The organism is Gordonia jinhuaensis, assembly GCF_014639795.1.
Classification (GTDB): Bacteria; Actinomycetota; Actinomycetes; order Mycobacteriales; family Mycobacteriaceae; genus Gordonia_B; species Gordonia_B jinhuaensis.
In genome coordinates this window covers 1-24,596 of record NZ_BMGC01000044.1, presented here as the reverse complement: position 1 = coordinate 24,596, position 24,596 = coordinate 1, and the positions used below count along the sequence as shown (strand labels likewise).

Genomic DNA, 24,596 nt, shown 5'->3' with positions numbered 1-24,596 from the left:
GTCGCGGAACTCCTGGGGATAGGGCTTGGGCACAGCTGGCATCCTTCCAGGCCGCCCGGCAGGGCAAGCCAGATCAGATGTCACCTACTCGTGCACCAGCCCCAGCCAACAGCGAGATCCAACGGTGCACTGCACTCTGAGCGACAGATGGGCCTAAGCCACTCCTAGCAGTCAACCGAACAACGCAACAACGCCCTACCCGCGTGGATGCACTTCCACAATCACCACCGAGCCGACTCCATCACTGGCGGCTGGCAACCACTCACCCGACCGACGAATATCCCTAGAGATCGCACGTTATCCGGTGCGGCGCGCCCGGTTCTTGCGGCGAGCGGCGAGTTCATCCTCGGGTGCCGACTCGGTGACGGCGCCGTCGGCGCGTTCACCCGGGAAGTCGGCGATGGTGCCGGTGAGTTCGCGCATCGCACCGCTCACGGCGATACCGAACACACCCTGTCCGCCCTGCAGCAGGTCCACGACCTCTTCGGCGGAGGTGCACTCGTACACCGTGGTCCCGTCGGAGAACAGAGTGATGCGAGCGAGATCCTCGACACCGCGCTTACGCAGGTGATCCACGGCGACGCGGATGTTCTGCAGGGAGATCCCGGTGTCGAGCAGGCGTTTGACGATCTTGAGGACGAGGATGTCCTTGAACGAGTACAGCCGCTGACTGCCCGAGCCGGCCGCACCGCGGATGGACGGCACCACCAGCGAGGTACGTGCCCAGTAGTCGAGCTGCCGGTAGGTGATACCGGCGATCTGACAGGCGTTGGGTCCGCGATAACCGACCAGTTCGTCGGGGACGGTGTCGTTGGGGAACAGACCGGGAGCGATGTCGTCGAGCGCCCCCTGCGTGGCCGTTGCCGGTGGTGTGTCGACGGCCGGGACCTCAGGGCTCATCCCCTGGCTCTCGGTCGACCGGTCACCGTCTCGCGGCTGATCGCCCACTGCGTACTCCTCGCATCCCCTGGGGTCGTTCCGCGCCTCTCGCGGCCTGGCACGAGTTGTCGACCCCACTCGAACACTGCCCCGAGACTACTCGCCCCGACCCATCCACACGTGCCTGGTCCACGGATATCTGCGCTGCCGGGCGGCAACACCATCATCCGTGGTCAACGCACCTGACGGTAGGGGTCACACCGGGTCAAATCAATGCGACTCGCCCACACCCTCGACCTAAAGTTGAGAGTTAGGGTCAGTCGTTATCTTTCCGAGTCCGGCGCGTGATCGGCGAGCGAGCGTCGCGCTGACCGCACCGGTGGGCTCACGCGCCGCCGGAGGCCTTGAAATCGTCGGGTGAGACGGTGTCGAGGAACTCCTTGAACTTCTCGACTTCGTCTTCCTTGTTGTCGTCGGGATCGGCCGATTCCTCTTCGTCGGGCATCATCAGACCGGCATCGGCGAGGACACTCTCCTCGGCGATGATCGGGACATCGGCCCGCAGCGCGACGGCGATGGAATCAGACGGGCGCGCCGAGATCCGCAGATCGCCGGCGAACACCATCTCCGCGTAGAACGTGCCCTCCTGCATGTCGACGATGCGCACCTCCACCAGTTCCTGGCCGAAGGCGGTGATGAGGTTGAGCATCAAGTCGTGAGTGAGCGGGCGAGGGGGCTCGATCCCCTTCTGCTGCAACGCAATCGACGCGGCTTCACTCTGGCCGATCCAGATCGGTAGATAGCGATCGCCGTCGGCTTCCCGAAGGAGGAGAACAGGCTGACTCTGGGGCGGCTCAACGCGGATCCCGACCACTCGCATCTCACTCATCGATCTATCAACTCCCGCCTGGTGTCGAGGGTCCCATCGCTACACCACGAAAGGCATGTCTGCGACGCTACACCGATCATCGCGCCCACGACGGTGTCCGACCGCCCATGTCCCGCCGACATCACGGCGGATACGAATGTGGTCGATCGCCACTCAGTCGAGGAGGTCGCGCACCGCCGCCTTGATCAGCTGGGTGTGCAACGTCGCCGACAACGCGGCGATCTCGCGGATGAGTTCCTCGGCGCGATCACGCGAGCCCGTGCCCTTGCCCTTGGCGATGGGCTTGGCGATCTGGGCCACCAATCCGGCCTCACGGTCGGCCGACACCTTGAATGCGCGCAAGTGCCGCGTCTCGAGTCCGTAGTCGGCCAGTGCGGCGGCGGCCTCGACGAGCCGTACCGCATCATCGTCGAAGAACCCGCCGGGACCTGCGGCGAGCAACCCGTTGCGCTGGAGTTCGGTGACGAAGCCGGCATCGACCCCGGTGCGCTCGATGAGCGTCTCGCGTGAGATACGCCCGCCGCCCTGCGCGAAGTCGGTGGCCGGCACCACCCACGAGCGTGCCGAACTGAGCAGGCGGGTCCCCCCGGATCCGCCGAGCGTCTCGCCGCGATCCATGGCGTCGAGCTGCTCCTTGATGACCTTCAAGGGAAGGTAGCGGTCGCGCTGGGCGGTGAGGACGAACCGCAGACGCTCGCAGTCGGTCCGGCTGAACCGCCGGTATCCCGACGGGGAACGCTGCGGCGTCACCAGACCCTCGGATTCCAGGAAGCGGATCTTCGAGATCGTCACGTCCGGGAATTCGCCTCGCAACTGCTCCAGTACAGCGCCGATGGACATCGACCCTTCGCTGTCGGCGTGCGCAGAGGGGGACGTCACCGCGGTTACGAGTTCGACTCGCCCGACGGGGACGCGCTGAGGAAGACCAGTCGGAACTTGCCGATCTGGACCTCATCGCCGTTGCTGAGAGTGGCCGAGTCCACCGGCTCGCGGTTGACGTAGGTGCCGTTGAGGCTGCCCACGTCGACCACCTGGAAACCGTTGTCGACCTGACGGAACTCGGCGTGCCGACGGCTGACGGTCACATCGTCGAGGAAGATGTCGCTGTCGGGGTGGCGCCCGGCGGTGGTCGTGGGGCGGTCGAGCAGGAAGCGAGAACCCGCATTGGGGCCACGCTTGACCACGAGCAGACCCGTGCCTTCGGACAACCGTTCGACACCGGGGTCTGCGGTCTCCGAACCCGATCCCCCTGCCTCGAGCTCCTTGATGAAGTCGGCACGGAAGACCGAGGTCGTCTCGACCGGGGCCTCGACGTCCTTTTCGTTGTCGCTCACCAATTCTCCTTCTCGTTTGTCTTCTCCGGCGCGTAGCCGGTTCGACCGCCCGCCCGTCGCCGTGGCCACGAGAGCCACGAGCACCGGGCCTTCACAGAGCGTCCGGCGACGTCCTCGGCCGGCTGGGGGATATGCATGTCTCATCCCACCGGCCGATGTCGAGTCCGCCGGCGCTCAACTCTTCAGTGCCGATCCTAGACCCGGTGCCCACATGTCATGGTCACGCCCACGAAGTCGGCGCGATCGGTGTCACCGCTCGCCTTCTCGGTCACTCGGTGAGTGACCGGTATCCCTGCGCGTCGAGCAGATCGGCGAGGACCGTGTCGAGTTCGGTGTCGTCGGACACCGTGATCTCCACCAGCCAGCCCGCACCGTAGGGGTCGGAGTTCACCAGCTCGGGATGTGCCTCGAGCTCGGTGTTCACGGCCGAGACCGAACCGTTGATCGGTCCGAAGATGTCCGACACGCTCTTGGTCGACTCCAGTTCGGCGAACGACACACCTTCGGCCACCTCGTCCTCGGCCGCCGGCAGCTGTGCGAACACCACATCGTCGAGGGCGCTCTGTGCGTAGTCGGTGATGCCGATTCGGACCTCGCGCGGGCCGATCTTCTTCACCCATTCGTGTTCGCTGGTGTAACGCAGATCGTCGGGGACCTCGTACTCGCTCACGCAGGCGTCGCCTTCCACTCATCGGATTCGGGGTGACCGGCTCAGCACCGGCCGCATATCGGTCGGTTCGGCATCCGAACGCGACAGACTTTACTGGGTGTCGGGCGTGGCGTCTGCATCCCGGGCCGAGGCCCGGGGCATCGCGCGCATCACCAGGATCGTCTGGGCCCAGTACAGCACCAGCGACCACAGGTAGAGCCCGAGCCCCCACAGCAGGAATGCCCACCCGCCGGCGTGCAACACCGACGCGACGACGCCCGAATACGATCCGGCCAAGATCAACGGGAAGGCGCACATGAGGGCGAAGGTCGCGGCCTTGCCGATGTAGAGCGTCGGCAGCGCGGTGATCCCCCGCGACGCCAGCAGCGGGCCGGTGGCGAACAACGCGACCTCCCGGGCGAGCAGTGTGATCACCGGCCACCAGGGCACCGTCCCGGCCACTGCCATACCCACCGGGATCGCGACCATATAAAGCCGGTCGACTGCAGGATCCAGCAGTGCCCCGAGCCGGGAGCTCTGGCCGAGCAGCCGGGCGAGTTTGCCGTCGGCCCAGTCGCTGAATCCCGACAGCATCAACACCGCCAGCGCCCATCCGGGTGAATCCACGTCGAGCAGCAGCCAGAGGAACAGCCCGACCCCGACCAGTCTGAGCAGACTGAGCAGGTTCGGGATCGTCAGGATCCGATCGGTTGCCACGTTCTGGTCGGATGGGCTGGTCGGAGACGCTGTGGTGTCCCCTGCGGTGGCGTCAGTCGCATTGTCGTGCGCGGCTCCCGCGGCCTCCCCGCGGACACGATCCTCGGGGTTCATCCGCGGTGTCAGCGGAAGATCCCGATGATGCCCTGCAGCGTCTTGGCACCGCCCGAGGCGAACGGGTTGTCGTGGACCATATACGTCCAGGTGGTGGTCGACCGCCGCAGGTCCGCGGAGTCCAGATCGGCACCCTCGTCGGTGAAGTCGATCTCCCGGAACGTGGTCCGCGCACTCTCGACCGCCCGGTCGGGAAGAGACGCGAAGGCGTCGAGGATCAGCTTGTGGAACTCGTCGATCGGGCTCTCCCGGCCGATGGCACGCAGGTGGATCGACGACTGGACGTCGGAGACGAACGCGAGGTGATCGGCCCACGCGCGGTCCAGATGCCACAGCATGATCTCGCGCGCCGACTGGGCCAGGACCTCGGGAGCGATCGGCTCTCTCGGGGCCGCACCGACCGTGACCTCGGCCTGGGTATCCACGGTCGACGAATCCCCATCTGCCGAATCCCCTGTTGCCGACGCGTCGGCGGTGTCGGCGGCCGCCTCATCTGCCGACGCGCCGGAGGCCAACCGCTCGTAACGCTCGGGTTCGAGTGCTTTCAGTTCGTCGATCGCGGTGTCGGTGCTCAGCAGTTCGCTGCGACGTTTCACCACGAGTTCACGCTGTTGGTTGACCAGCTTCGAGTACCGCCAGGTGTTCGCGTGGATCTCGAGCATGATGCCCTCGGCGATGCGCTGGGCCTGCTCGATGAGGTCGACACCCTTGGCGCCCATGAATCCGTCCTCATTGGGTGAGACCGGGTCCTTCTTGAATGCGAGGTTGCGGGTCACCACTGGGTCCTCGAGGCTGGAGAAGAAGATGGACCGTCCGGGATCGCCCTGGCGTCCGGCACGTCCGCGCAACTGACTGTCGAGGCGTTCGGTGTCGTATCGACCCGTTCCGACCACGCACAGACCGCCGAGTTCGACCACCTGGTCGCGGGCACCGGTGCTCTTGCCGTCCTTCTCGCCCACCGACCCGCCGAGCTTGATGTCGGTGCCGCGACCGGCCATCTGCGTGGACACCGTCACCGCGCCCAGCGCCCCGGCCTCGGCGATGATGCGAGCCTCCTCGGCATCGTTCTTCGCGTTGAGGACCACCGACTTCACTCCGGCCTTGTCGAGCATCCAGGCCAGCTCCTCGGACTGGGCGACGTCGTGGGTGCCGATGAGCACCGGCTGTCCGGTCTCGTGCACCTCCTTGACGTAGGCGACCACGGCATCGGCCTTGTTGACCTTCGTGTCGTAGACGCGGTCGGTCTCGTCGATGCGGATGTTGGGACGGTTCGGCGGGATCTGGGAGACGGCGAGGTCGTAGAACTGCCGGAACTGTTCACCGGCGGCGATCGCGGTGCCGGTCATCCCACACACGCGCGGGTAGCGTCCGATGAGCGCCTGGACGGTGATCGTGTCGATGACCTCACCCGAATCCGTCTGCGCGAGGCCCTCTTTGAGCTCCACAGCGGCCTGCAGGCCGTCGGGCCAGCGCTGCAGCTGGGCGACCCGACCGCGCGAGGAGTTGATCAGGTGCACACCGCCGTCGCGGACGATGTAGTGCACATCGCGCTCGAGCAGGATGTGGGCGTGCAACGCGATGTTGACGCTGACCAGTGTGGTTCCCACATGATCCTCGTCGTAGAGGTTGATGCCGCCGAGTTCGGCCTCCACGAACGTGGCGCCTTCGTCGGTCAGGAAGACGTTGCGGCCGTCGGTGTCGATGTCGTAGTGGTTCTTCTTCAGTCGCGACACCACCTCGTGGATCGCGCGGTCGGGCACCTCGTCCTGTTTGGCGCCGGCAAGGATCAGCGGCACCAGTGCCTCGTCGACGAGCACCGAGTCGGCCTCGTCGATGATCGCCACGTCGGGCTTGGGTGACACCAGTTCGTCCTCGTGCACCACCAGCTGGTCGCGCAGCACGTCGAAGCCGACCTCGTTGACCGACGCGTAGGTGATGTCGGCGCGGTACGCGGCCTGACGCTCGTCGCGAGTCGAGGACTCCGCGACCGACGAGCTGGTCAGTTCGAACAGATCGAAGAGTGGTTTCATCGCGGTGGCGTCGCGGGTCGCGAGGTAGTCGTTGACCGAGATCACGTGCACCTGCCGGCCCTGCAGGACGTAGCCGATCGCGGCGATCGCACCGGCGAGCGTCTTGCCCTCACCGGTGGCCATCTCGACCACGTCACCGGCCAGCAGGCGTAGCGCACCCTGCAGCTGCACATCGAACGGCCGCATCGACAGCGACCGCTGTGCGGCCTCGCGCACTAGAGCGAGGAATTTCGCGGCGTCGTCGCCCTTGGCGGCGTCGAGATCGAGAGCACGTGCGGTCGCAGCGACGTCTGCGTCGTCGATCCCCTGCGCCCAGTCGTCATGTGCGCCGGCCGCGTCGATCAGCGCCACCGACTTGCTCTGGTTGCGCGTCGACTGCGCTCCGAGCAGTTTCCACATGCTGTTCGTGAGCTTTCCCACTTGCGCCGCACACTCCTCACTCAGCGCCTTGCCGGCGGTCGAATCGACCCGCGCCGAACGAGCCGTCGGCCGCGGTGGACGTCGTCGTGCCCCATGCAACACCGACGAATCGCCCTCTACCGTACGCGGGCGAACACGCCTGTCTCTCAGACCACCGCCGGCCTCCCCGGCGACGCGCGGCCGGACGTACTCAGTCGTCCGCGGCGAGGGCGGCGCCGGGGCCGTCCAGCCAGGCCAGCACCGCGGGCCGGATGGCGGTGAGACCCTTGTAGTCGGCCATGTCGGCGGGCAGGTCGGCCAGCACCGCGCGGAACTGTCGCCGCCACTGTGCAACGCCGGCGAGATCGCGAAGCGACATCAGATGGGTGCGGATCAAGAACATCACCGCACCGCTCATCGGCAGCCGCACCAGGTGCTGTACCTCCACGCGCAGATACAGCCGCTGACCGACCTGATCGAGATCACCGTTCGCATGCCATGCGGCGACCACGTCGCGTTTGGCCGATCCCCACTGCGGATAGGTCTCTGCCGAGGTATCCAGGCGCGCATCGGCGGTGAGTGAGAAGTTGGTCCGCCGGTAGTCCGCACCGGGGATCAGTCGCATCATGAACGTCTCCGCGCGTGGGATCACCCCTTCGGCATGGACACGCGGAACCGGGCCGTGTACGTCGAGAAATCCCATCCCGGTGTCGAACCCGAGCGACCAGTCGGCGGCGAAAGTGACGCATCCGGCGTCCACCCACAGGTGGTCCTCGCGCTGGTCGAGCAGCACGATGTCCTCTTGGATCTGCGTGCCGAGGAAGGTGAGCGGATCGGTGCCCAGATCCTCCTGACGTCCGTATCCGAACGTCACGTCGGTACCCAGCACGTCGTTGCGCCACCGGTGCACCGGCCGGTCCGCGGAAGCGTCCACACGCTGCAACCGCATGTGGCCGGGATCGGTACGAGCGAGTTCGGCCAGAACCCACAGCAACGCATCCCACGCCGCGGGGAGCATATGCGGCAGACATGTCGACCTCGACGGGTCGGCGGCCAGGATCTGCGCGCGCAGATCGAGATCGTCGCGGTAGTGCTCGTCGATCACCAGCCTCTCAGCGCCCCAGCCGCCGGCCGCGGTGGTCACCGGGACTCCGGCCGGCTCGACGTTGGTGCTGTAGCGGTAGTGCTGGGCGGACAGCGGCCACGGGAACCGGGTGACGTCGACGCTGCGGGCCGGCGCCGCACCCGCTGGTTGGTATCCGGGCCGGGTGGTGGTTCGGCTGGTGGTCACAGGTCCAGTGTGATGCGCTCGCCGGCGGCCCGCGACACACACGGCATGATCACGCGACCGCCGTTGCGTTCGTCGGCGGTGAGGTAACTGTCCCGGTGGTCGATGTCACCGGCGGCCACCGGGGTCGCGCACTGTCCGCACACACCTTGACGGCACAGATGTGGCACATCGAGGCCGGCGGCGATGAGTGCGTCGAGCAACGCGACATCGGAGTCCACCTCCACCTGGCTCCCGGACATGGCGAGATCGACCCGGAACGGCGTCCCGCCGGCATCCCCGGCCGCGGCGAAAGCCTCGGCGTGCAGCCGCGCGGCCGGCCATCCGCGACGACGAGCCCGCTCGGCCACGTCGGCGATCATCTGCGCCGGCCCGCACATGTAGAGGTGTGTACCGAGAGGCCGGTCGGTCAGTACGTCGTCGATCAGCTCGTCGAACGCGCTGCGATCCGAGGGCATGGCCAGCCTCTCCCCGCACAGCTGCGACAGCTCGTCGGCGTAGGCACCTGCGCCTGGTCGGAACCGATAGATCACCTCGAATGAGCGACCCCAGGTCAACGCCTCACGAACATGAGACAACACCGGCGTGACTCCGATCCCACCGGCGACGAGGACGTGATGGGTTGCCGTGGCGACGGGTGCGAAGGCGCTGACCGGGCTGGTCGCGTAGACGCAGGCACCGTGGCCCAGCGAATGCATCCACGACGATCCTCCACGACCGGAGTCGTTGCGCCGCACGGCGATCGAGTACTCGTGTGGCATCACGCCCGAACTCGTCAGCGAATACGAATTGCGCTGCCCCGGGGCCCACGCGACACCCAGGTGACTGCCCGCGGTGAACGAGGGCAGCGCTTCGCCCTCCGGATCGGCCAGCGTGATCGCGCGGATGTCGCCGCCGAGATCCCGGATGCGTGTGACCACCAGGGCCAGTTCCTCGACCATGATCGCCTCTCCCCTCTCACTCTTCCCCGGCTGCCGCGGTCGTGCCGGGGCCGCCGTGGCGTGAACCACCATCGGCCAGCGAGCCGAGGTAGGCATGATGTCGCTGCGAGAAATGTTGGGCCACAGCGAGTTCACGGTCACATCCACCACATGTGATCGTGCCGCCGATGCCGACGTCGCCGCTGCTGACGTGATGGCAATGGGCACAGAACACGTCGACTGTGGCGGCATCGAAACCACTCACTCCGTCGGTACTGACCGAGAGGACCTCGCAGTCGAGCGCTCCGGCAGCCAGCGAGCTGCTGCGTGCCCTCGCCACAGACCGCTGCGGGCCCACCAGAACGATCCGCCAGCCGGCGCGAGCGGTGCGCAGCGCATCAGCGAGTCCGTCGTCGATGTCGACCACGGTGGCCGCGGGAAGTCGATGCGCGAACCGCTCGACCTGGGTGCGCATGTCCGCACTCGTCGCGACCAGCCAGTGTCGAACATCGGGGTCGATCGCGAGTGCCTCGAGATCCGTCGCATCCCAGCGCGGCACGCTGGTCGAGACCGGGTCCACCCCGGGAGCCTCACGGACCACGGCCGGGAAGCGTCCGCGCTGCTCACCGGGTGTCGTGACCTCGTCGGTCGTCATACCTTCAACGGTACGAAGACACCGGGCGCACGCCAACAGCTGGCGGGCCGACGTGGCCAATCAGACACTCAGTGGCCAATCAGACACTCATCTTGCCGAGGCGCTCGGCGCTTACGCCCTCGGCAGCCCGCTCGCCTGGCTACGATCTCGTCATGAGCAAGCGGAAGGCTCCCGTCAAACCGGTCAAGATCCCCACCAAGATCTACGAGGCCGAATTGTTCCGGCTGCAAACGGAATTCGTGAAACTCCAGGAGTGGACGCGGGAGGAGGGCGCGCGGATCGTGGTGATCTTCGAGGGCCGCGATGCTGCGGGCAAAGGCGGCACCATCAAACGCATCACCGAATACCTGAGCCCACGGGTGGCCCGGGTGGCGGCCCTGCCCGTCCCCACCGAGCGCGAGCGAGGCCAGTGGTACTACCAGCGCTACATCGCCCATCTTCCCGCGCCCGGCGAGATCGTGATGTTCGACCGGTCCTGGTACAACCGTGCCGGAGTGGAAAAGGTGATGGGCTTCTGCACACCCCAGGAGCATTCGTTGTTCCTGCGCCAGACCCCGATCTTCGAACAGATGCTCATCGAAGACGGCATCATCTTGCGCAAGTACTGGTTCTCGGTGTCCGACGAGGAACAACTACGTCGCTTCCGGGCACGCCTCAATGATCCGGTTCGTCAGTGGAAACTCTCCCCGATGGACCTCGAGTCGATCTACCGCTGGGAGGACTACTCGCGAGCCAAGGACGAGATGATGGTTCACACCGACACTCCGCTGAGTCCGTGGTTCGTGGTCGAGTCCGACCTGAAGAAGAATGCGCGGCTGAACATGATGTCGCACCTGCTCTCCACGATCGACTACCACGACGTCGAACACCCCAAGGTCCGGCTACCCAAACATCCGGTCACATCGGGGAACTATCACCGTCCGTCGCGTGAGTTGTCGAAGTACGTGCCCGATCACGTGGCCGCACTCCTCGGCGACGCCGAGGAGCGCCCCGATCCGAACGAGTGATCAGTCGACCGGCTTGTCCGACAGACTGATTCCGGCATCCTCAGCCGCGCTGCGGTAACACCTGGCCAACGAGTCCACCGTCTCGTGGGCGTTGAGTCCGCTTGGATTGGGAACCACCCACACCACGGAGTCGCCGATCCGTCGGTCCTGCCGTCCCGATCTGGCCCCGCGCTCGGCGAATGCCTGACGGTAGGCGGTGATCCCGGCGAAGGCCACCACCACCGGCGCGATCCTTTCCACCTTGTGGATCAACTCCGCTGCGCCCGAACGTAATTCGTCGTCGGTGAGCTCGTCCGCGCGTGCGGTGGCACGTGCCACCAGGTTGGTGATGCCCACGCCGGCGTGGCGGAGCATCTGCTCATCGCTGCGGGACATCCCCGCCGAGGCGTCGATCGGTCGGTCGATGATCCCGGCGCGCAGCAGTGCGGGATAGAAGCGATTTCCGGGCCGGGCGAAATGTGCGCCGACCGCGGCGGTCCACAGCGACGGGTTGATTCCCACGAACAGCAGGCGACAGTCGGGACCGATGAGGTCGTCCACCCGCCGGCCCGCATACTGTCGCAGTTGCGCCTGCGTGAGTCCCATGGTCGCGGAGCCTAATTCATCGCCGGTACTCCGATGTGCCGGCGGCCCGACATCGATGTACCGCCGGCCAGACATCGTCGCGCGAAGGTTGGCGCCTTCGCCCGTATCCGCGCAGGCAGGGTTCACCGCCCGCGCCTGTCGTCTCGGGCTAAGGTGAAAATGGCCTGCCATCGGACGCCAGGAGTGCATATGGCGCGTTATGAACTACCCACCGTCGAAGACCTCGAGAGGCTCGGCAAACCCCACACCCATGCGATCACGATCTACGCCGAAACCTCTCCGGCACCAGATCAGCGCGAGACCAGTTTCTTGAACGCCAAGAGCGCCTTCGACACCGAGTTGAAGCGACTTCGCGAGACACACGACATGACCCATGGCGACGAGCAGACACTGCGCGATCACTGGGCGACGGTCGCCGACGACCCGGTGTGGACGCGATTGTCGCGGTCGGTGGCGATCTTCATCGACGAGAGTGGCACGGAGGTCTTCGTGCTGCCCAACGCGTTGGAGAACCAGTCGCAGTCGGGCAGCTATTTCGACATCGGCCAGCTCGTCCGTGCGGTGAGCACCGGCCAGACCGCGTTCGCACTGACGCTGTCGTCCAACGGGTGGAATCTGTGGGAGGCGACGCCGACCACACGCGCACATGAGCTCGAGCTCGACGGCGATCATCCCGGTGACGCCGCCTCGGCGACCAACCGCGCGACGATCCGTGGCCGTCAGCACACCCAGCGCCTCGTCGGCGACGAGGGCAAGAAGGTTCTGCTCGAGGCATATGCCAAGCGTGTTCATGAGGCCGTGGACAGTGAACTGGGCAAACTCGACTCGGCCGCCGAATACCCGCTGTACCTCTTTGCCACTGACCCGCTGGCCGACATGTTCCGCGGACTCGAGGACAAGCGCGAGGTGATCGCGGTACCGGGTGCACCTGATGAGCTACGGGCCGACCAGATCGACACGGCGATACGGGACTCACTCGACGAGGTCAACGCGCGCCACAACAACGCTCTGGTCGAACGGATCGGCGACGATGTGGGTCGAGGGCTGGTGGCCGTCGATCTCGCCGATGTGGCCAGGGGCGCGGTGGCCGGTGCTGTCGACACACTGGTGTACGACTTCAACATCGACATCCTCGGGACGCTCGATGACACGACAGGTGAGATCGCCTATACCGATGACGGGTACGACCTGATCTCGCGCATCGCCACCGTCGTACTCGATCGCGGCGGCCGCGTCATCGCAGTGCGCGCCGACGAGATCAGTGCCGACATCTGGAATGGAACCGCGGTGGCGTCTTTGCGCTTCTCGCTGTCCGCCGACACCGCCACCAACTGAGTTCGCCGCACGCCGGCCGTCGAGATGACCGACCCCACCGAACCGAGGCGAGCGATGTTGATCGTCGACTCGGCCAACGTGGTGGGTTCGGTCCCCGACGGCTGGTGGCGCGATCGGGTCGGGGCGACCACCCGACTGCGCGACCATCTCGCGTCCCTGGACACCGCAGCTGTGATGACCGCCGCCGGCGCACCCACCGACGATGAGGTCCAGACAGTCCTGGTGGTCGAGGGGCAGGCACGGGGTGTGCCCGCAACATCGGCGGTGGCGGTGATCGCGGCCTCCGGCAGCGGCGACGACGCGATCGTCGACATCGTCGCCGCACACCCCGATCGTCGGCGGGTCGTGGTGACCGCTGACCGCGAATTACGCAGGCGTGTCACCGAACTCGGCGCACATGTCATCGGTCCAGGACTCGTCCGCAACGGCTGATCTCTCAACGCTCTTGCCAGCAGCTGTTCGGCCGCCAGCAGCTGTCAGATCGTCAGCAGCTGTTCGAAGAAGCCGCCGATCTGACGCTGCCTGTCCACGAAGTGGACTTCCTGGATCCAGTGACGGGGCCGTCCCAGCGGATCGATGCTGCGCATCGGTTCGGTGTTCTGCGGCACCACATACGAGCCGATCTCGTCGTCGTCGATGCGCACATGCGGGAACTCGCCGATGAGATGTCCGGCGATCTCTCCACCGAACTCCCATCCCATCTCACGCGCCTGCGCGACCGCGAAGGCGTAGAGGTCGGCGCCGGTACAGGCGGGGTTGTCGTCGAAATATTCCTTGCCCGCCGCCCACGCGCGCTCGACATCATCCCGCAACCGCTGTTTCACCGGATCGTCGCCGAGCACGAAGGTACGACCGAAGTCGGCTTCCCACTCGGCGAAGATCGGTCCCAGGTCGACGAAGGCGATGTCGTCGTCGCCGAGCACACGGTCTGGCGGATTGTCGTCATAGGGATGCAGGGTGTTGGGGCCCACCCGGATCACCCGCTTGTGCCAGTAGCTGCGGACACCGAGCTCCTGGGCGGCGAGTTCCTTGATCGCCGTGCTGATCTCGGACTCCCGCCGGCCAGGGCTCAGCAGATCGTGCGCGGCGATCGCCTCGAAGAGACGGGCCGCGCCCTGTTCTGCGACTCGCAACTGCTCGGCTCGCTCTGCCGCATCCGGAACCTGTTGACCTGCCATCGACATCCCCTCCACCGACCACTCGAGTCTGTTCAGTCCTGCCCAGTCCCGCCGACCTGCCCTACTCGCCTGCCGACCCCTACTCGCGATCGTCGGGTGCGCACATCTGTCGTTCGAACAGTTCATGTGCCTGGCGCACGGAGTCCGACACCGGCGCCTGCACGCCCGGTGCCGTACGGGCCTCACCGAGCGTCATCGAGATCGGCACATGACCTGTCCACAGGCCTTCGATTGGATCACAGTCCGGCCCACCACCGCGCAGCTTCACGCTCACCTCGTCGAGCGGGATGCTCAGTACCGAGGTCGCGGCCATCTCTTTCTTCGTCGGTTCGGGAGTCTCGTCCCAGCGGCCGGGCATCAGTCGTTCCGAGATGACCCGCAACGCCTCGAGCTTGGCCTCACCCTCGACCAGAGTCGCCGAACCGAAGATCATCGCGCTGCGGTAGTTCAGCGACGAGGCGAACAGCGATTCCTCGTAGACGAGCCCGTCGAGCACGGTGACGGTCGCTGTCACCGTCACACCCTCGCGTGCGAGAAGCGACATCCCCGCACCACTGGATCCGTGGATGACCAGCGCATTGTCGATGCGAGCAAAGCCCATGGGTATCACGATCGGAACGCCGTCACGCACATAGGCGATATGTGCGACGAGCGCCGAGTCGAGCACGTCGTAGAGGTCGGAAACCTTATGACTCTGATATTCGGGGACGCGGTTGACCTCGGTCTTCGGCGTCACCTCGAGGAGTTCTTCTTCGCTGTGGGCTGTACTCATGCCGACCATTCTGAACGGTCATTTAATCCAGCGCAGCGCGGACCCCCGATTGACCGGTCACCCGTCTCAGAGATGTCAGATGCGCCGAGCCCGCACCACCGAGTCCTCCAGGAGCGCCGACTGACCATCGGGACCCGTGGCCGGGCGTGTCCGCACCTGCGCCACCTCCACTTCCCATCCGCCTCCGGCGGAGATGGCCGCGGCGTCGCCCTCCGGTGTCGGGAAGTCCATATCGTGATGAGCCGACCAGGACGGAGCCGCGGCATGTGCGACCACCACCATGCGCCCGCCCGGCGCCACCCGATCCGCGGCCAGCGACAGCACCTTCTCCCGCGCGAACGGCGCGGGCGAATGAAGGAAGCTCGCGGTCACCAGATCGAAGCTCTCACCCGAATCCGTACGAACGGGGTCACCGCCGTTGGGGCGCTGGGCAAGCCAGCTCTCCAGATCGGCGACCACCCAGATGATCCGACCCTGCACTCCCCGCTCGCGGGAGGCGAGTGCCGCACGGTCGGCGGCGACCCGGGAGATGTCGACCGCGGTGACCTGCCAGCCCTGCTCGGCGAGCCAGATGGCATCACCACCCTCACCGGAACCGAGGTCGAGTGCGCGACCGGGCGTGAGGTCGGAGACCTCGTCGACCAGCGCCGTATTCGGACGTCCCGACCAGATGTGCGCGTCACCGTAACGTTCATCCCACATCTGCGCGGCCGGGATGCTGGTGTTCATTTCTGTCATGCCTCCAGGGTGCCGTCGAGACAGCCATATCAGCAACTATGATTGCCGAATCGGCAAAGTGTGCGGCAGTCTGGACGTATGGATGCACAGCTGACCGAAGTCGGTACCCGGCTGCGTGCGGCGCGACAGGCCCGCGAGTGGACACTCGAGGACCTCGCCACTCGTGCTGGCATGTCGGTGAGCACTCTCTCCAGATTGGAGTCAGGCAAGCGGCAGGCGAGCCTCGAACTGCTGCTCCCGTTGACGAGAGAACTCGGGATCACGCTCGACGATCTGATCGTCGCCCACACCACCGATCCACGTATCCGGCCGCGCATCGTGCGCTGCGATGACACGCGCGAAGTCACCGCACTCACCCCGCCGGGTGCGCCGGTGGAGACCCTGCGGATGCGGCTTCATCCCGGTCACGGCCTGCCCTCACCGCGACGCCACGACGGCTACGAGTGGTTCTACGTGCTCGACGGCGCGGTGCGCCTTCGCCTCGGACACCGCGAGGTGGTGGTATCCGCGGGTGAGGCCGCCGAATTCGACACGCACACACCACATGCACTCACCGCAGAGGGCGACACGCCCGCCGACATCCTGTCGATTTTCAGCGCCGACGGCGCGCGGATGCACACCGTACGAGCGCAGGAGGACCCACCGAACGGGTAGGCACGACGTTCACCGAGGGTGCTGTGATTGTCCCTGTGTCACAACGAGATCGACAACGACCGGGGAGTGGTCGCTCGCCGGCACCTCACCCGGTGGGGTATCGAGCTTGCGGGGGTCGCTGGCCCGGAAGTGCGCCGAGACGTAGATCCGGTCACTGTTGGGCGGTGCCCCGGCGGTCGCCTCGTGAAGACCCGCCGACGCAAAGGCTGCATGTTCGACCTCGAACTCCACCGATCCGTCACGGATGTTGAAGTCGGCGCCGAGAATGGTCGGGCCCGGCCAGTCGGCCAGCAGGTCCGCCACTGCGGCCACCTGACGTTTCGGCTCATCCACACCGTCGTGCGGAGGACTGAAATGTCCTGACAGCGCGCGGATCACGAGTCCCGATCGAGTGCGGACCAGTGCATCGGTGACCACGCGCGGTTGGTATTCCACCGCGTCCGGGTAGGGCCGCCACCGCAGGTGCAGGATCGGTGCGGCCACGCGAGCCCACGCCGACACGGTGGCGGCGTAACGGCGCCGAACACTCTCGCCGAAGGCGTCGTCGATGCGCAGACCACGCGCGTCGACCAGCATCAGATCGCCGAACACCAGCACGCCGGTACCCTCCTGACGTCCGGTCACCTTGTCGATGCCGGGCGTCATCACCGCACCGGTCGGGTGAAGCCGGCGTGCCAACGCGGACACCGTGTCGACAAGGTTCGAGCGCGCGGCGAATCTGTCGAGTTCCTGCAGCAACACGATGTCGGGCTGCTGCGCGGCGATCACCCCGGCGAGACGGTCGAGTTTCGACCGCGTCGAGAAAAACTTCCCTGGTCCGCCCATCCCCCCGTGGACGTTGTACTCGAGCACTCGCAGCCTCAGACCACCGTCGGAGTCCGAGTCGTGAGCCGCGATGCCCGAGCAGTCGTCAGGACTGCGGCGTCGAAACCTCGACCTGTGGCTTCCCACGCCGCCCAGCGCGGCACCCAGCGCAGCCCCACCCAGTACCGAGAACCACGTGGCCCGTGACGACCCTCTACCGAAAGAGGTTGTGCGACAGATACTCCCGCCGACGAGCGCGCCGACGAGCGCCGGACCGACGACGGTGCGCATCGCCGTTCCCATCCTGTCGGCCGCACTCGGTGTGTATTCGGCGACCCCTCCTTCCGGCAGCGACGACGGCGTCTCGTCACCGACGTGTGTCATCGGCGGAAGTGAGCGCGGTATGTGCACCGCTCGGTCGATGAAGATGCCCACGCCCCACCCCTTCGATGAGTTGGCCCCGGATCGAGTTGGCCCGGTATCGGCCGCTTGCCGCCGCCGCCGAGAATCGACACTAGCGTGGATACAGACCGGTACCCCCACGATGCAGGCGTCGCGTTCGCGACGCGAAGGGAGCTCCCTGTGAGCGAGAAGACATGGTTCATCACCGGAACCTCACGCGGCTTCGGCCGCGAATGGGCGACCGCGGCACTCGAACGCGGCGACCGGGTCGCCGCAACAGCGCGCGACGTCTCGTCGCTCAACGACCTCGTGGAGCGCTTCGGCGAGGCGATTCTGCCGATCGAGCTCGACGTGACCGACCGCGCCGCCGATTTCGCCGCTGTCGGCAGGGCGTACGCCTACTTCGGCCGCCTCGATGTGGTGGTCAACAACGCCGGCTACGGGCAATTCGGTTTCATCGAGGAGCTCAGCGAAGCGCAAGCCCGCGACCAGATCGAGACGAACGTCTTCGGCGCGCTGTGGGTGACGCAGGCCGCCCTGCCGTTCCTGCGTTCCCAGGGCAGCGGACACATCGTGCAGGTGTCGTCGATCGGAGGCATCAGCGCGTTTGCCAACATCGGGATATACAACGCGTCGAAGTGGGCGTTGGAAGGTTTCTCCCAGGCGCTGGCCGCAGAGGTGAACCCACTTGGCATCCACGTGACACTGGTCGAACCGGGCGGCTTCTCCACCGACTGGGCGGGCTCGTCAGCCCGTCACGCGGCGGCGATGCCCGAATACGCAGACGCCCACCGCGCCGCCGAGGAGGCACGGCGGACGCGTGTCTCCTCACCGGGTGACCCCCACGCGTCGGCTGCGGCGCTGCTGGAGGTTGTCGACGCCGACGAGCCGCCGCTTCGGGTGTTCTTCGGCGCCACCCCGCTGTCGACGGCGACCGCCGACTACGAGCAGCGACTCGCGACATGGGAGACGTGGCAGCCCGTGTCGGTCAAAGCTCAGGGCTGAGCCACCACACCGGCCACCCGCGTCCGGCGGATCGCAACGCCACGATCGGGGTCGGGGTCGGGCCGATCAGCGGCCGAAGCCGGCGTCGCGCAGCGCTTGTGCCATCGACCCCGACGGCGCCGGGGCCCGATTACCCCCACGCGCACGTCCGGAACGGTCATTGCGTCCGGAACGGTCGCCGCGGCCACCCCCGTCCCGGCCGTCGCGGGAGTTCTGGGTTGCCTTCTGCGGCGCACCCTTCTGGCTCCGAGCCGACCCACCGCCACTGCGCTGACCCGCACCGACCTCGTCATCGAGACGCAGCGTCAACGAGATCCGTTGACGATCCACATCGACGTCGAGAACCTTCACCTTGACCACCTGTCCCGAATGGACCACGTCGTGTGGATCGGAGACGAAGCGGTCAGACATGGCCGAGACGTGCACGAGCCCGTCTTGGTGGACACCCACGTCTACGAAGGCACCGAATGCGGCGACGTTGGTCACCACACCCTCCAGGATCATCCCCGGCCGCAGGTCGGTGACCTTCTCGACACCTGCCGCAAACGTTGCGGTGGTGAATCCGGGTCGGGGGTCGCGGCCGGGCTTCTCGAGTTCGGCGAGGATGTCGGTGACCGTCGGGATGCCGAAACGGTCGTCGGCAACATCGGCGGGACGTATCGAGCGCAGCGCAGCACTGTTACCGATCAGCTCAGCCAGTGCCGTTCCGGATGTGTCGAGGATGCGGCGAACCACCGGATAGGACTCCGGGTGCACACCGGAGGCGTCGAGCGGATCGTCACCCCCCCGGATCCGCAGGAACCCCGCACTCTGTTCGAATGCCTTGGGCCCCAGTCGCGGAACGTCCAGGAGCTTTTTCCTGTTGACGAAGGCGCCGGCCTTCTCCCGATGTGCGACGATCGCCTCGGCCAGAGGCGCGGTGATACCCGACACCCGGGCCAGCAGCGGCACCGACGCCGTATTGAGGTCCACACCCACACCGTTGACGGCATCCTCGACCACCGCGTCGAGGCTGCGTCCGAGGGTCGACGGCGTGATGTCGTGCTGGTACTGCCCCACCCCGATCGACTTGGGGTCGATTTTCACCAGCTCGGCCAGCGGGTCCTGCAGACGCCTGGCGATCGACACCGCACCGCGCAGCGAGACGTCCATTCCGGGAAGCTCCCGTGAGGCATATTCCGACGCCGAGTACACCGAGGCACCGGCTTCGCTCACCACCACCTTGGTCGGTGCGTCGTGTCCGGCGGCGCGGATCTCGGTGATGAGTTCGGCTGCCAGGGAATCGGTTTCACGCGACGCCGTGCCGTTGCCAATGGCGATCAGCTCCACCGAATGCCGCGCGACGAGGGCAGCGAGCGCGGCCTTCGACTCCGCCCACGCCCGTTTGGGCGCGTGGGGATAGATGACGCCGGTGTCGACGACCTTGCCGGTCGCGTCGACCACCGCCACCTTCACACCCGTGCGCAGACCGGGGTCGAGTCCGAGAGTCGCGCGGGTACCCGCAGGCGCTGCCAGCAGCAGATCCTTCACGTTGCGTGCGAAGACCTCGACAGCCTCGTCTTCGGCACGCTTACGCAGCTGCGTGCGCGCATCGATGGTCGCCGTCACAGCCAGTTTGGTGCGCCACGCCCACCGCGAACCGGCCACCAGCCACGTGGTTGCCTCGCCGGGGTTCGTTGGATCGATACCGAGCGCATCACACACCATCGCGACGTATTCGTCGTCGGAGCCCCCGTCGAAGGTGACTCCGAGCTGATTCTCTTTCTCGCCGCGCAACACCGCGAGCACACGATGCGAGGGCATCTTCTCCAACGGCTCGGAGAACTCGAAATAGTCCCGGAACTTCTGCGCCTCAGTACTTTTCGCGGCTTCCTCACTGCGTGGAGCAGTGCGAACCGACCCCTGCTGCCAGAACTTCGCGCGCACGGCCCCCACGAGTTCGGCGTGTTCGGACGCACGCTCGGTGAGGATCGCGCGCGCACCCTCGAGTGCGGCGTCGGCATCGGATACCTGCTCGCCGACAAAACCTGCGGCGATGTCCTTCGGCGTCAGCGACGGATCCTCGAGCAGTCGGTCCAGCAATGGCTCGAGCCCGGCCTCGCGCGCGATCTGCGCCTTGGTGCGTCGCTTGGGCTTGTAGGGCAGGTAGATGTCCTCGACACGCGATTTGGTGTCGGCAGCCGCGAGATCAGCGGCGAGCGCATCGGTGAGCTTTCCCTGCTCCTCGATCGAGTCGAGCACGGCTTCGCGGCGCTCGTCGAGTTCACGCAGATACCTCAACCGTTCGTCGAGGAGACGCAGCTGCGCGTCGTCGAGGCTGCCGGTGGCCTCCTTGCGGTAGCGCGCGATGAACGGGACCGTCGATCCCTCGTCAAGGAGCTTCACCGCAGCGATGACCTGCTGTTCTCCCACATTCAGTTCGGCGGCGAGACGGGCGGTCACGGGCTTCACGGGTACGCGTCGAGTCACGCGCTGCACCCTACCGAATCGGACTGACAGTGCCGCGCAGCCCGATCACGGTGCCGACGGTGCCCACCCCAACGCCGGCCCAAGCCTGGTCGCCATATCGGTGACGATCTGGATGTAGTCGGGTTCGTCGAAGGAGAACGGCAGCGCGAAGGCCACCTCATCGGTGCGCTCGAAGCCGGCGTGGGCATACAACGCGGCAGCGATCTCCTCGGACGTGCCCACGAGATCGGGGGCGAAGACCATCCCCCGCGGTCCCTGCGGACTGAGAGTGCGCGCATACCGGGATTCGGCGTACGCCTTGTACTTTCGCACCTGCTCGGGCGTCGCGGTGTCGGTGGGGATGACAACGAGTCCCTGGGAGACGCGTGCGCGTTCGGGGTCGGGGTGATGGGAGCGGTACGCGTCGATGTGCTCGGCCTGGATCGTCGCGAAGTCGCGGGCCGGACCGCCCTCGGTGAACACCACCGACGACGTGAGGTAGTTGAGCCCCTGCTCGCCTGCCCAGACCGCCGACGCCAGGCCACCGCCGTACCAGACGCGCCCGGCCAGACCCGGCGCATGCGGCTGCACCGCCCGCGAGACCGTATCAATACCAACTGTGCCCTCGAAAGAACTCACCGGCGTTCCTCGCAGGGCCTCCAGCAATCGCACCACGCGATCCTTCGAGAAGTTCTCGATGTCGTAGGTCTCGGGGTAGAGCGCAGTCTTGACATCGTCGTAGCGCATCGGCGTTCCCACCGACACACCCGGATTGATCCGACCGCCCGACAGCACGTCGACGGTCGCGAGATCCTCGGCCAGCCGCAGCGGGTTCTCCCAGCCGAGCGGTATGACCGCGGTGCCCAGTTCGATCCGAGAGGTCTGCATGGCGGCGGCGGCCATCACCGCCACGGGCGACGAGATCCCGTGCTGCAAGTGACGGCAACGCAGCCACACACTGTCGAATCCCAGATCCTCGGCCAGCCTGATCATGCGCAAGGTCTCGAGATGACCCGCGCGCGGGTCGTTCTCGTCGAATCGCCCAATGGTGAGGAACCCGAGCTTGTTCAGTGGTCGACCGGCCGGTGGCATCAGAACTCCTCGGTGAACGTGCGGAACGGTGACGTGCGTGACGGCGGCGTGCGTGACGGTGGCGTGCGTGACGACGACGTGCGTGACGGTGGCGCCCAGTGCAGCGTATCGGCGAGTGGTCGGGGTGACGGCACGACAGCGGTAGTCAATCGGCACACGCGCACACTGGACAGATGGCAGAACTCACCGTCGTCACCGCTGACATCACCACGCAAGACGTCGATGCCGTCGTCAACGCCGCCAACACCGAGATGCGTGGCGGTGGAGGTGTCGACGGCGCCATCCACCGCGCCGGCGGACCGGCGATCCTGCGTGATGCCATCGACAAGTTCCCCGACGGTCTCGCCACCGGCGATGCCGGTGCGACGACCGCCGGAAACATGCCCGCCCGCTGGGTGATTCACACCGTTGGACCGAATTATGCTGCCGGACAACGCGATCGCGCGCTGCTGGAGTCATGCTATCGCCGCTCACTGGAGGTCGCCGACGATCTCGGGGTGCAGACCATCGCCTTTCCGCTGGTCAGCGCCGGAGTGTATGGCTGGCCACTCGACGACGCGATCGCCGTCGCCGTCGACACGGTGGGATCAACACCGTCGCACGTGAGCCAGGCCCGCATCGTCGTCCTCGATCCGCGGATCGAGCAGATGGTCGCTGCCCGGATTGGCTGATTACACCCGGCTGATCACACGGGCGCCTGTTCACACTGGGACCTGATCACACTGTGGTGGGCGGGCCCTGACGCGACATCAGCACCGAGTCGACGACCTGATGGAAGTCCCGGTCGTGATAGACCATCGGCTCCGAGGATTGACCCAGCCGGACCTCGAACACCTCCGCGAGCACCAACGTCGACGATCCCGCCTGCACGCTCTCGAGCATCGCGCATCGCAGCGCGGCGTGTGCGAGGCGCAGATAGGGCGCGCCGTCGTCGAACTCCACCCAGTCCTGCTCCGGCGTGAAACGAGGTGCCCCCGGCTGCGCGAAGGCCAGTGCGGTGTCGACCTGATCGGAGTCGAGCAGACTGACGCCGAGTACCGGCGCCGCCAGCACCGCGCCCGCACTCCCACGTGAACTGGTGACCGAGAACGACACCACACACGGGTCCACCGCCACCGAAGCCAGACTCGACACGGTGAGGCCGGCATGCCCCTCGGGCGTTGCCGCGGCGACGATCGCCACCCCGGCGGGATGATGCCGGAAGGCAGTGCGGAAATCGGCACTACGGGCCAGAGCGGACGAGGCATAACGCATGACTCGAGGTTAAGACCTCAACAAAGGTAAAGGTCTATTCCTGCGAACTATCTCACAGGTCACATGCTTCAGGTACGCCGATCCGGGAGAGGTCGATCCTGGACGAGCCCATCCCGGACAGGTCGATCTTGGATGAGCTCATGTCACATCTGCCCGCCACCGTTCGTCGAGAATGTGGTCGCCACCGACACGCGACGGCGTTCTCCGTACACACGGTGCAGCCCGGCAGGAGGGACCCCGACAGGAGCGACATGGACACCACGGCAGCATTCGAGGGCGAACGAGATCGGCTCGTGAGCGTGGCATCGCGAATACTCGGCGACTCGTCCGAGGCCGAGGACATCATTCAGCAGGCGTGGCTGCGGCTGGACGCGAACACCCGATCCGGCGAGCGTGCGCCCATCGACAACGTCGCCGCATGGCTGACCACGGTGGTGACTCGACTGTGTGTGGACCGGCTCCGCGCTCGCGTCCCCGAGCCGGCCGAGCAGACCGACGCAGCGTCGGCCGGCGATGTCGACCCGGCAGATCAGACCGCGCTCGCCGAAACGGTCGGAACAGCACTGTCGGCTGTTCTCGATCGCCTCTCGCCCGCCGAGCGCGTCGCGTTCGTGATGCACGATTCGTTCGGTTTCGAGTTCGCGACGATCGCGGCAGCACTGGATGTCACGCCGACCGCCGCGCGCAAACTCGCCTCGCGGGCGCGGGCCAGGGTGCGCCAGCCCGGCGCCGACGACGCACTCGCCGACTGGGAGATCGTCGATGCGTTCATGTCCGCCGCCCGCGACGGCGACTTCGAGCGGCTCCTCGATCTCCTCGCCCCCGAGGCGGTGGTCGACGCCGACGCCGACGCGATCTCGATGGGCACTCCGACTCATATCCAGGGCAGGCGTGCGATCGCCGAGTTCTTCAACAGCGCAGCCAAGGCCGCGCTGGCGGTGTTCGTCGGCGACCGGCCCGGGTCCGCGTGGTATCAGCGGGGGGCCGCGATGGTCGCCTTCGATTTCGACATCACCGACACCACGATCTCGCGGATCACTTTTCGCGCCGAGCCGCAGATGCTGGCCACGGTGACCCGCCGCGACGGGGCGCTACCCCACCTGTGACGTGTCCCAACCGGTGACACGCGGCGACACGCGGTCACATCCGACGCGTCCCATACGTCGTGAGGGTGTCGACAACTATGCGTCGACACCCGGGCACGGAAAGCAATCCCGGAAGACAAGCAACCCGGGCACGACAAGCAACCAGCCGATCACAGGAGTTCTGATGAAGACCATGACCTGCCGCGACCTCGGAGGCCCCCGCGACCTCGCACATCACGGGACAACCGCCGACGACGTGGTCAATCTGCCGAGGCGGTCCTGTCGTCTGCGGCGGTGGTAGGTCCGTTCGATCCAGTGCACGATGGCGGCCCGGAGCTCGTTTCTGGTGGCCCAGGATCGACG

25 protein-coding genes and 1 pseudogene are annotated in these 24,596 nt (G+C 66.5%); 8 read left to right on the top strand and 18 right to left on the bottom strand.

The annotated features are described in order from the left end of the window. Nucleotides 1–168 precede the first annotated feature (168 nt). Nucleotides 169–285 (top strand): annotated as a pseudogene (locus tag IEW22_RS20615) (IS481 family transposase); the annotation flags it as partial. 12 nt (nucleotides 286–297) lie between these two features. Here IEW22_RS20615 and IEW22_RS18020 read toward each other — a convergent pair. The 10 genes from IEW22_RS18020 to IEW22_RS17975 form a co-directional block, all read right to left on the bottom strand. Next, nucleotides 298–948 carry a MerR family transcriptional regulator gene (locus IEW22_RS18020; RefSeq protein ID WP_373284244.1) on the bottom strand — a complete coding sequence of 217 codons (651 nt, stop codon included), beginning with the start codon at nucleotides 946–948 and terminating at the stop codon, nucleotides 298–300. Between the two features lie 316 nt (nucleotides 949–1,264). Further along, nucleotides 1,265–1,768, bottom strand: coding sequence for a bifunctional nuclease family protein (locus tag IEW22_RS18015; protein WP_188588522.1), 504 nt, complete (start codon nucleotides 1,766–1,768; stop codon nucleotides 1,265–1,267). Between the two features lie 153 nt (nucleotides 1,769–1,921). Beyond that, nucleotides 1,922–2,608 carry a transcriptional regulator FtsR gene (gene ftsR, locus IEW22_RS18010; RefSeq protein ID WP_188588520.1) on the bottom strand — a complete coding sequence of 229 codons (687 nt, stop codon included), beginning with the start codon at nucleotides 2,606–2,608 and terminating at the stop codon, nucleotides 1,922–1,924. Between the two features lie 44 nt (nucleotides 2,609–2,652). Continuing rightward, nucleotides 2,653–3,102, bottom strand: coding sequence for a glycogen accumulation regulator GarA (gene garA, locus IEW22_RS18005; RefSeq protein WP_308421419.1), 450 nt, complete (start codon nucleotides 3,100–3,102; stop codon nucleotides 2,653–2,655). Nucleotides 3,103–3,370: 268 nt separating this feature from the next. Further along, nucleotides 3,371–3,772 carry a glycine cleavage system protein GcvH gene (gene gcvH, locus IEW22_RS18000; RefSeq protein ID WP_188588516.1) on the bottom strand — a complete coding sequence of 134 codons (402 nt, stop codon included), beginning with the start codon at nucleotides 3,770–3,772 and terminating at the stop codon, nucleotides 3,371–3,373. A gap of 90 nt (nucleotides 3,773–3,862) precedes the next feature. Beyond that, nucleotides 3,863–4,582, bottom strand: coding sequence for a CDP-alcohol phosphatidyltransferase family protein (locus IEW22_RS17995; RefSeq protein ID WP_188588514.1), 720 nt, complete (start codon nucleotides 4,580–4,582; stop codon nucleotides 3,863–3,865). Nucleotides 4,583–4,590: 8 nt separating this feature from the next. After that, nucleotides 4,591–7,032 (bottom strand): accessory Sec system translocase SecA2, encoded by a 2,442-nt coding sequence (gene secA2, locus IEW22_RS17990; RefSeq protein ID WP_188588512.1) that lies wholly within the window; start codon nucleotides 7,030–7,032, stop codon nucleotides 4,591–4,593. 190 nt (nucleotides 7,033–7,222) lie between these two features. After that, nucleotides 7,223–8,302, bottom strand: a complete 1,080-nt coding sequence (locus tag IEW22_RS17985; protein WP_188588510.1) for a heme-dependent oxidative N-demethylase family protein — start codon at nucleotides 8,300–8,302, stop codon at nucleotides 7,223–7,225. After that, the gene (locus tag IEW22_RS17980; RefSeq protein WP_188588508.1) at nucleotides 8,299–9,240 is read right to left on the bottom strand and encodes a PDR/VanB family oxidoreductase; all 942 of its coding nucleotides are present in this window, start codon (nucleotides 9,238–9,240) and stop codon (nucleotides 8,299–8,301) included. The genes IEW22_RS17985 and IEW22_RS17980 overlap by 4 nt, the downstream gene beginning before the upstream one ends. A gap of 16 nt (nucleotides 9,241–9,256) precedes the next feature. Continuing rightward, nucleotides 9,257–9,874, bottom strand: a complete 618-nt coding sequence (locus IEW22_RS17975) for a dimethylamine monooxygenase subunit DmmA family protein (protein ID WP_188588506.1) — start codon at nucleotides 9,872–9,874, stop codon at nucleotides 9,257–9,259. Between the two features lie 152 nt (nucleotides 9,875–10,026). On the opposite strand from IEW22_RS17975, the gene ppk2 reads away from it, so the two are divergent. Beyond that, on the top strand, nucleotides 10,027–10,881 hold the full coding sequence (gene ppk2 / locus IEW22_RS17970; RefSeq protein WP_188588504.1) for a polyphosphate kinase 2: 855 nt from the start codon (nucleotides 10,027–10,029) through the stop codon (nucleotides 10,879–10,881). Here the strand turns inward: ppk2 and IEW22_RS17965 are convergent, their stop codons facing one another. Then, nucleotides 10,882–11,466 (bottom strand): mismatch-specific DNA-glycosylase, encoded by a 585-nt coding sequence (locus IEW22_RS17965; protein WP_188588502.1) that lies wholly within the window; start codon nucleotides 11,464–11,466, stop codon nucleotides 10,882–10,884. It lies immediately after the preceding gene. Between the two features lie 189 nt (nucleotides 11,467–11,655). Here IEW22_RS17965 and IEW22_RS17960 point away from each other — a divergent pair, with 189 nt between their 5' ends. Both IEW22_RS17960 and IEW22_RS17955 read left to right on the top strand, forming a co-directional pair. Continuing rightward, nucleotides 11,656–12,801, top strand: coding sequence for a baeRF11 domain-containing protein (locus tag IEW22_RS17960; RefSeq protein WP_188588500.1), 1,146 nt, complete (start codon nucleotides 11,656–11,658; stop codon nucleotides 12,799–12,801). Nucleotides 12,802–12,825: 24 nt separating this feature from the next. After that, a complete protein-coding gene (locus IEW22_RS17955) occupies nucleotides 12,826–13,233 on the top strand; it encodes a PIN domain-containing protein (RefSeq protein WP_188588498.1) in 408 nt (135 codons plus the stop codon). Nucleotides 13,234–13,277: 44 nt separating this feature from the next. Here IEW22_RS17955 and IEW22_RS17950 read toward each other — a convergent pair whose 3' ends face one another. From IEW22_RS17950 to IEW22_RS17940, 3 genes are all read right to left on the bottom strand, one after another. Further along, the gene (locus IEW22_RS17950) at nucleotides 13,278–13,979 is read right to left on the bottom strand and encodes a M24 family metallopeptidase (RefSeq protein WP_188588497.1); all 702 of its coding nucleotides are present in this window, start codon (nucleotides 13,977–13,979) and stop codon (nucleotides 13,278–13,280) included. A 79-nt stretch (nucleotides 13,980–14,058) separates the two neighbouring features. Continuing rightward, nucleotides 14,059–14,751 carry a pyridoxamine 5'-phosphate oxidase family protein gene (locus tag IEW22_RS17945; protein ID WP_188588495.1) on the bottom strand — a complete coding sequence of 231 codons (693 nt, stop codon included), beginning with the start codon at nucleotides 14,749–14,751 and terminating at the stop codon, nucleotides 14,059–14,061. A gap of 75 nt (nucleotides 14,752–14,826) precedes the next feature. Beyond that, nucleotides 14,827–15,489, bottom strand: a complete 663-nt coding sequence (locus tag IEW22_RS17940) for a class I SAM-dependent methyltransferase (protein ID WP_188588493.1) — start codon at nucleotides 15,487–15,489, stop codon at nucleotides 14,827–14,829. Between the two features lie 78 nt (nucleotides 15,490–15,567). On the opposite strand from IEW22_RS17940, the gene IEW22_RS17935 reads away from it, so the two are divergent. Further along, a complete protein-coding gene (locus tag IEW22_RS17935; RefSeq protein WP_188588491.1) occupies nucleotides 15,568–16,143 on the top strand; it encodes a helix-turn-helix domain-containing protein in 576 nt (191 codons plus the stop codon). A gap of 9 nt (nucleotides 16,144–16,152) precedes the next feature. Here IEW22_RS17935 and IEW22_RS17930 read toward each other — a convergent pair whose 3' ends face one another. Continuing rightward, nucleotides 16,153–17,331 carry an endonuclease/exonuclease/phosphatase family protein gene (locus IEW22_RS17930; RefSeq protein ID WP_229742873.1) on the bottom strand — a complete coding sequence of 393 codons (1,179 nt, stop codon included), beginning with the start codon at nucleotides 17,329–17,331 and terminating at the stop codon, nucleotides 16,153–16,155. Nucleotides 17,332–17,529: 198 nt separating this feature from the next. Between IEW22_RS17930 and IEW22_RS17925 the strand changes: the two genes are divergently transcribed. Next, nucleotides 17,530–18,354: an SDR family oxidoreductase gene (locus tag IEW22_RS17925; protein ID WP_188588487.1), complete on the top strand. Its 825-nt coding sequence runs from the start codon at nucleotides 17,530–17,532 to the stop codon at nucleotides 18,352–18,354. Between the two features lie 66 nt (nucleotides 18,355–18,420). Here IEW22_RS17925 and IEW22_RS17920 read toward each other — a convergent pair whose 3' ends face one another. Together IEW22_RS17920 and IEW22_RS17915 are read right to left on the bottom strand one after the other, a co-directional pair. After that, nucleotides 18,421–20,823, bottom strand: a complete 2,403-nt coding sequence (locus IEW22_RS17920; RefSeq protein ID WP_188588486.1) for a Tex family protein — start codon at nucleotides 20,821–20,823, stop codon at nucleotides 18,421–18,423. A gap of 45 nt (nucleotides 20,824–20,868) precedes the next feature. Then, on the bottom strand, nucleotides 20,869–21,894 hold the full coding sequence (locus IEW22_RS17915) for an LLM class flavin-dependent oxidoreductase (protein WP_188588484.1): 1,026 nt from the start codon (nucleotides 21,892–21,894) through the stop codon (nucleotides 20,869–20,871). 173 nt (nucleotides 21,895–22,067) lie between these two features. On the opposite strand from IEW22_RS17915, the gene IEW22_RS17910 reads away from it, so the two are divergent. Beyond that, nucleotides 22,068–22,565, top strand: a complete 498-nt coding sequence (locus IEW22_RS17910; RefSeq protein ID WP_188588482.1) for an O-acetyl-ADP-ribose deacetylase — start codon at nucleotides 22,068–22,070, stop codon at nucleotides 22,563–22,565. A 46-nt stretch (nucleotides 22,566–22,611) separates the two neighbouring features. Here IEW22_RS17910 and IEW22_RS17905 read toward each other — a convergent pair whose 3' ends face one another. After that, nucleotides 22,612–23,148, bottom strand: coding sequence for a flavin reductase family protein (locus IEW22_RS17905; protein WP_188588480.1), 537 nt, complete (start codon nucleotides 23,146–23,148; stop codon nucleotides 22,612–22,614). A gap of 251 nt (nucleotides 23,149–23,399) precedes the next feature. Between IEW22_RS17905 and IEW22_RS17900 the strand changes: the two genes are divergently transcribed. Continuing rightward, nucleotides 23,400–24,254: a sigma-70 family RNA polymerase sigma factor gene (locus IEW22_RS17900; protein WP_188588478.1), complete on the top strand. Its 855-nt coding sequence runs from the start codon at nucleotides 23,400–23,402 to the stop codon at nucleotides 24,252–24,254. Nucleotides 24,255–24,596 lie beyond the last annotated feature (342 nt).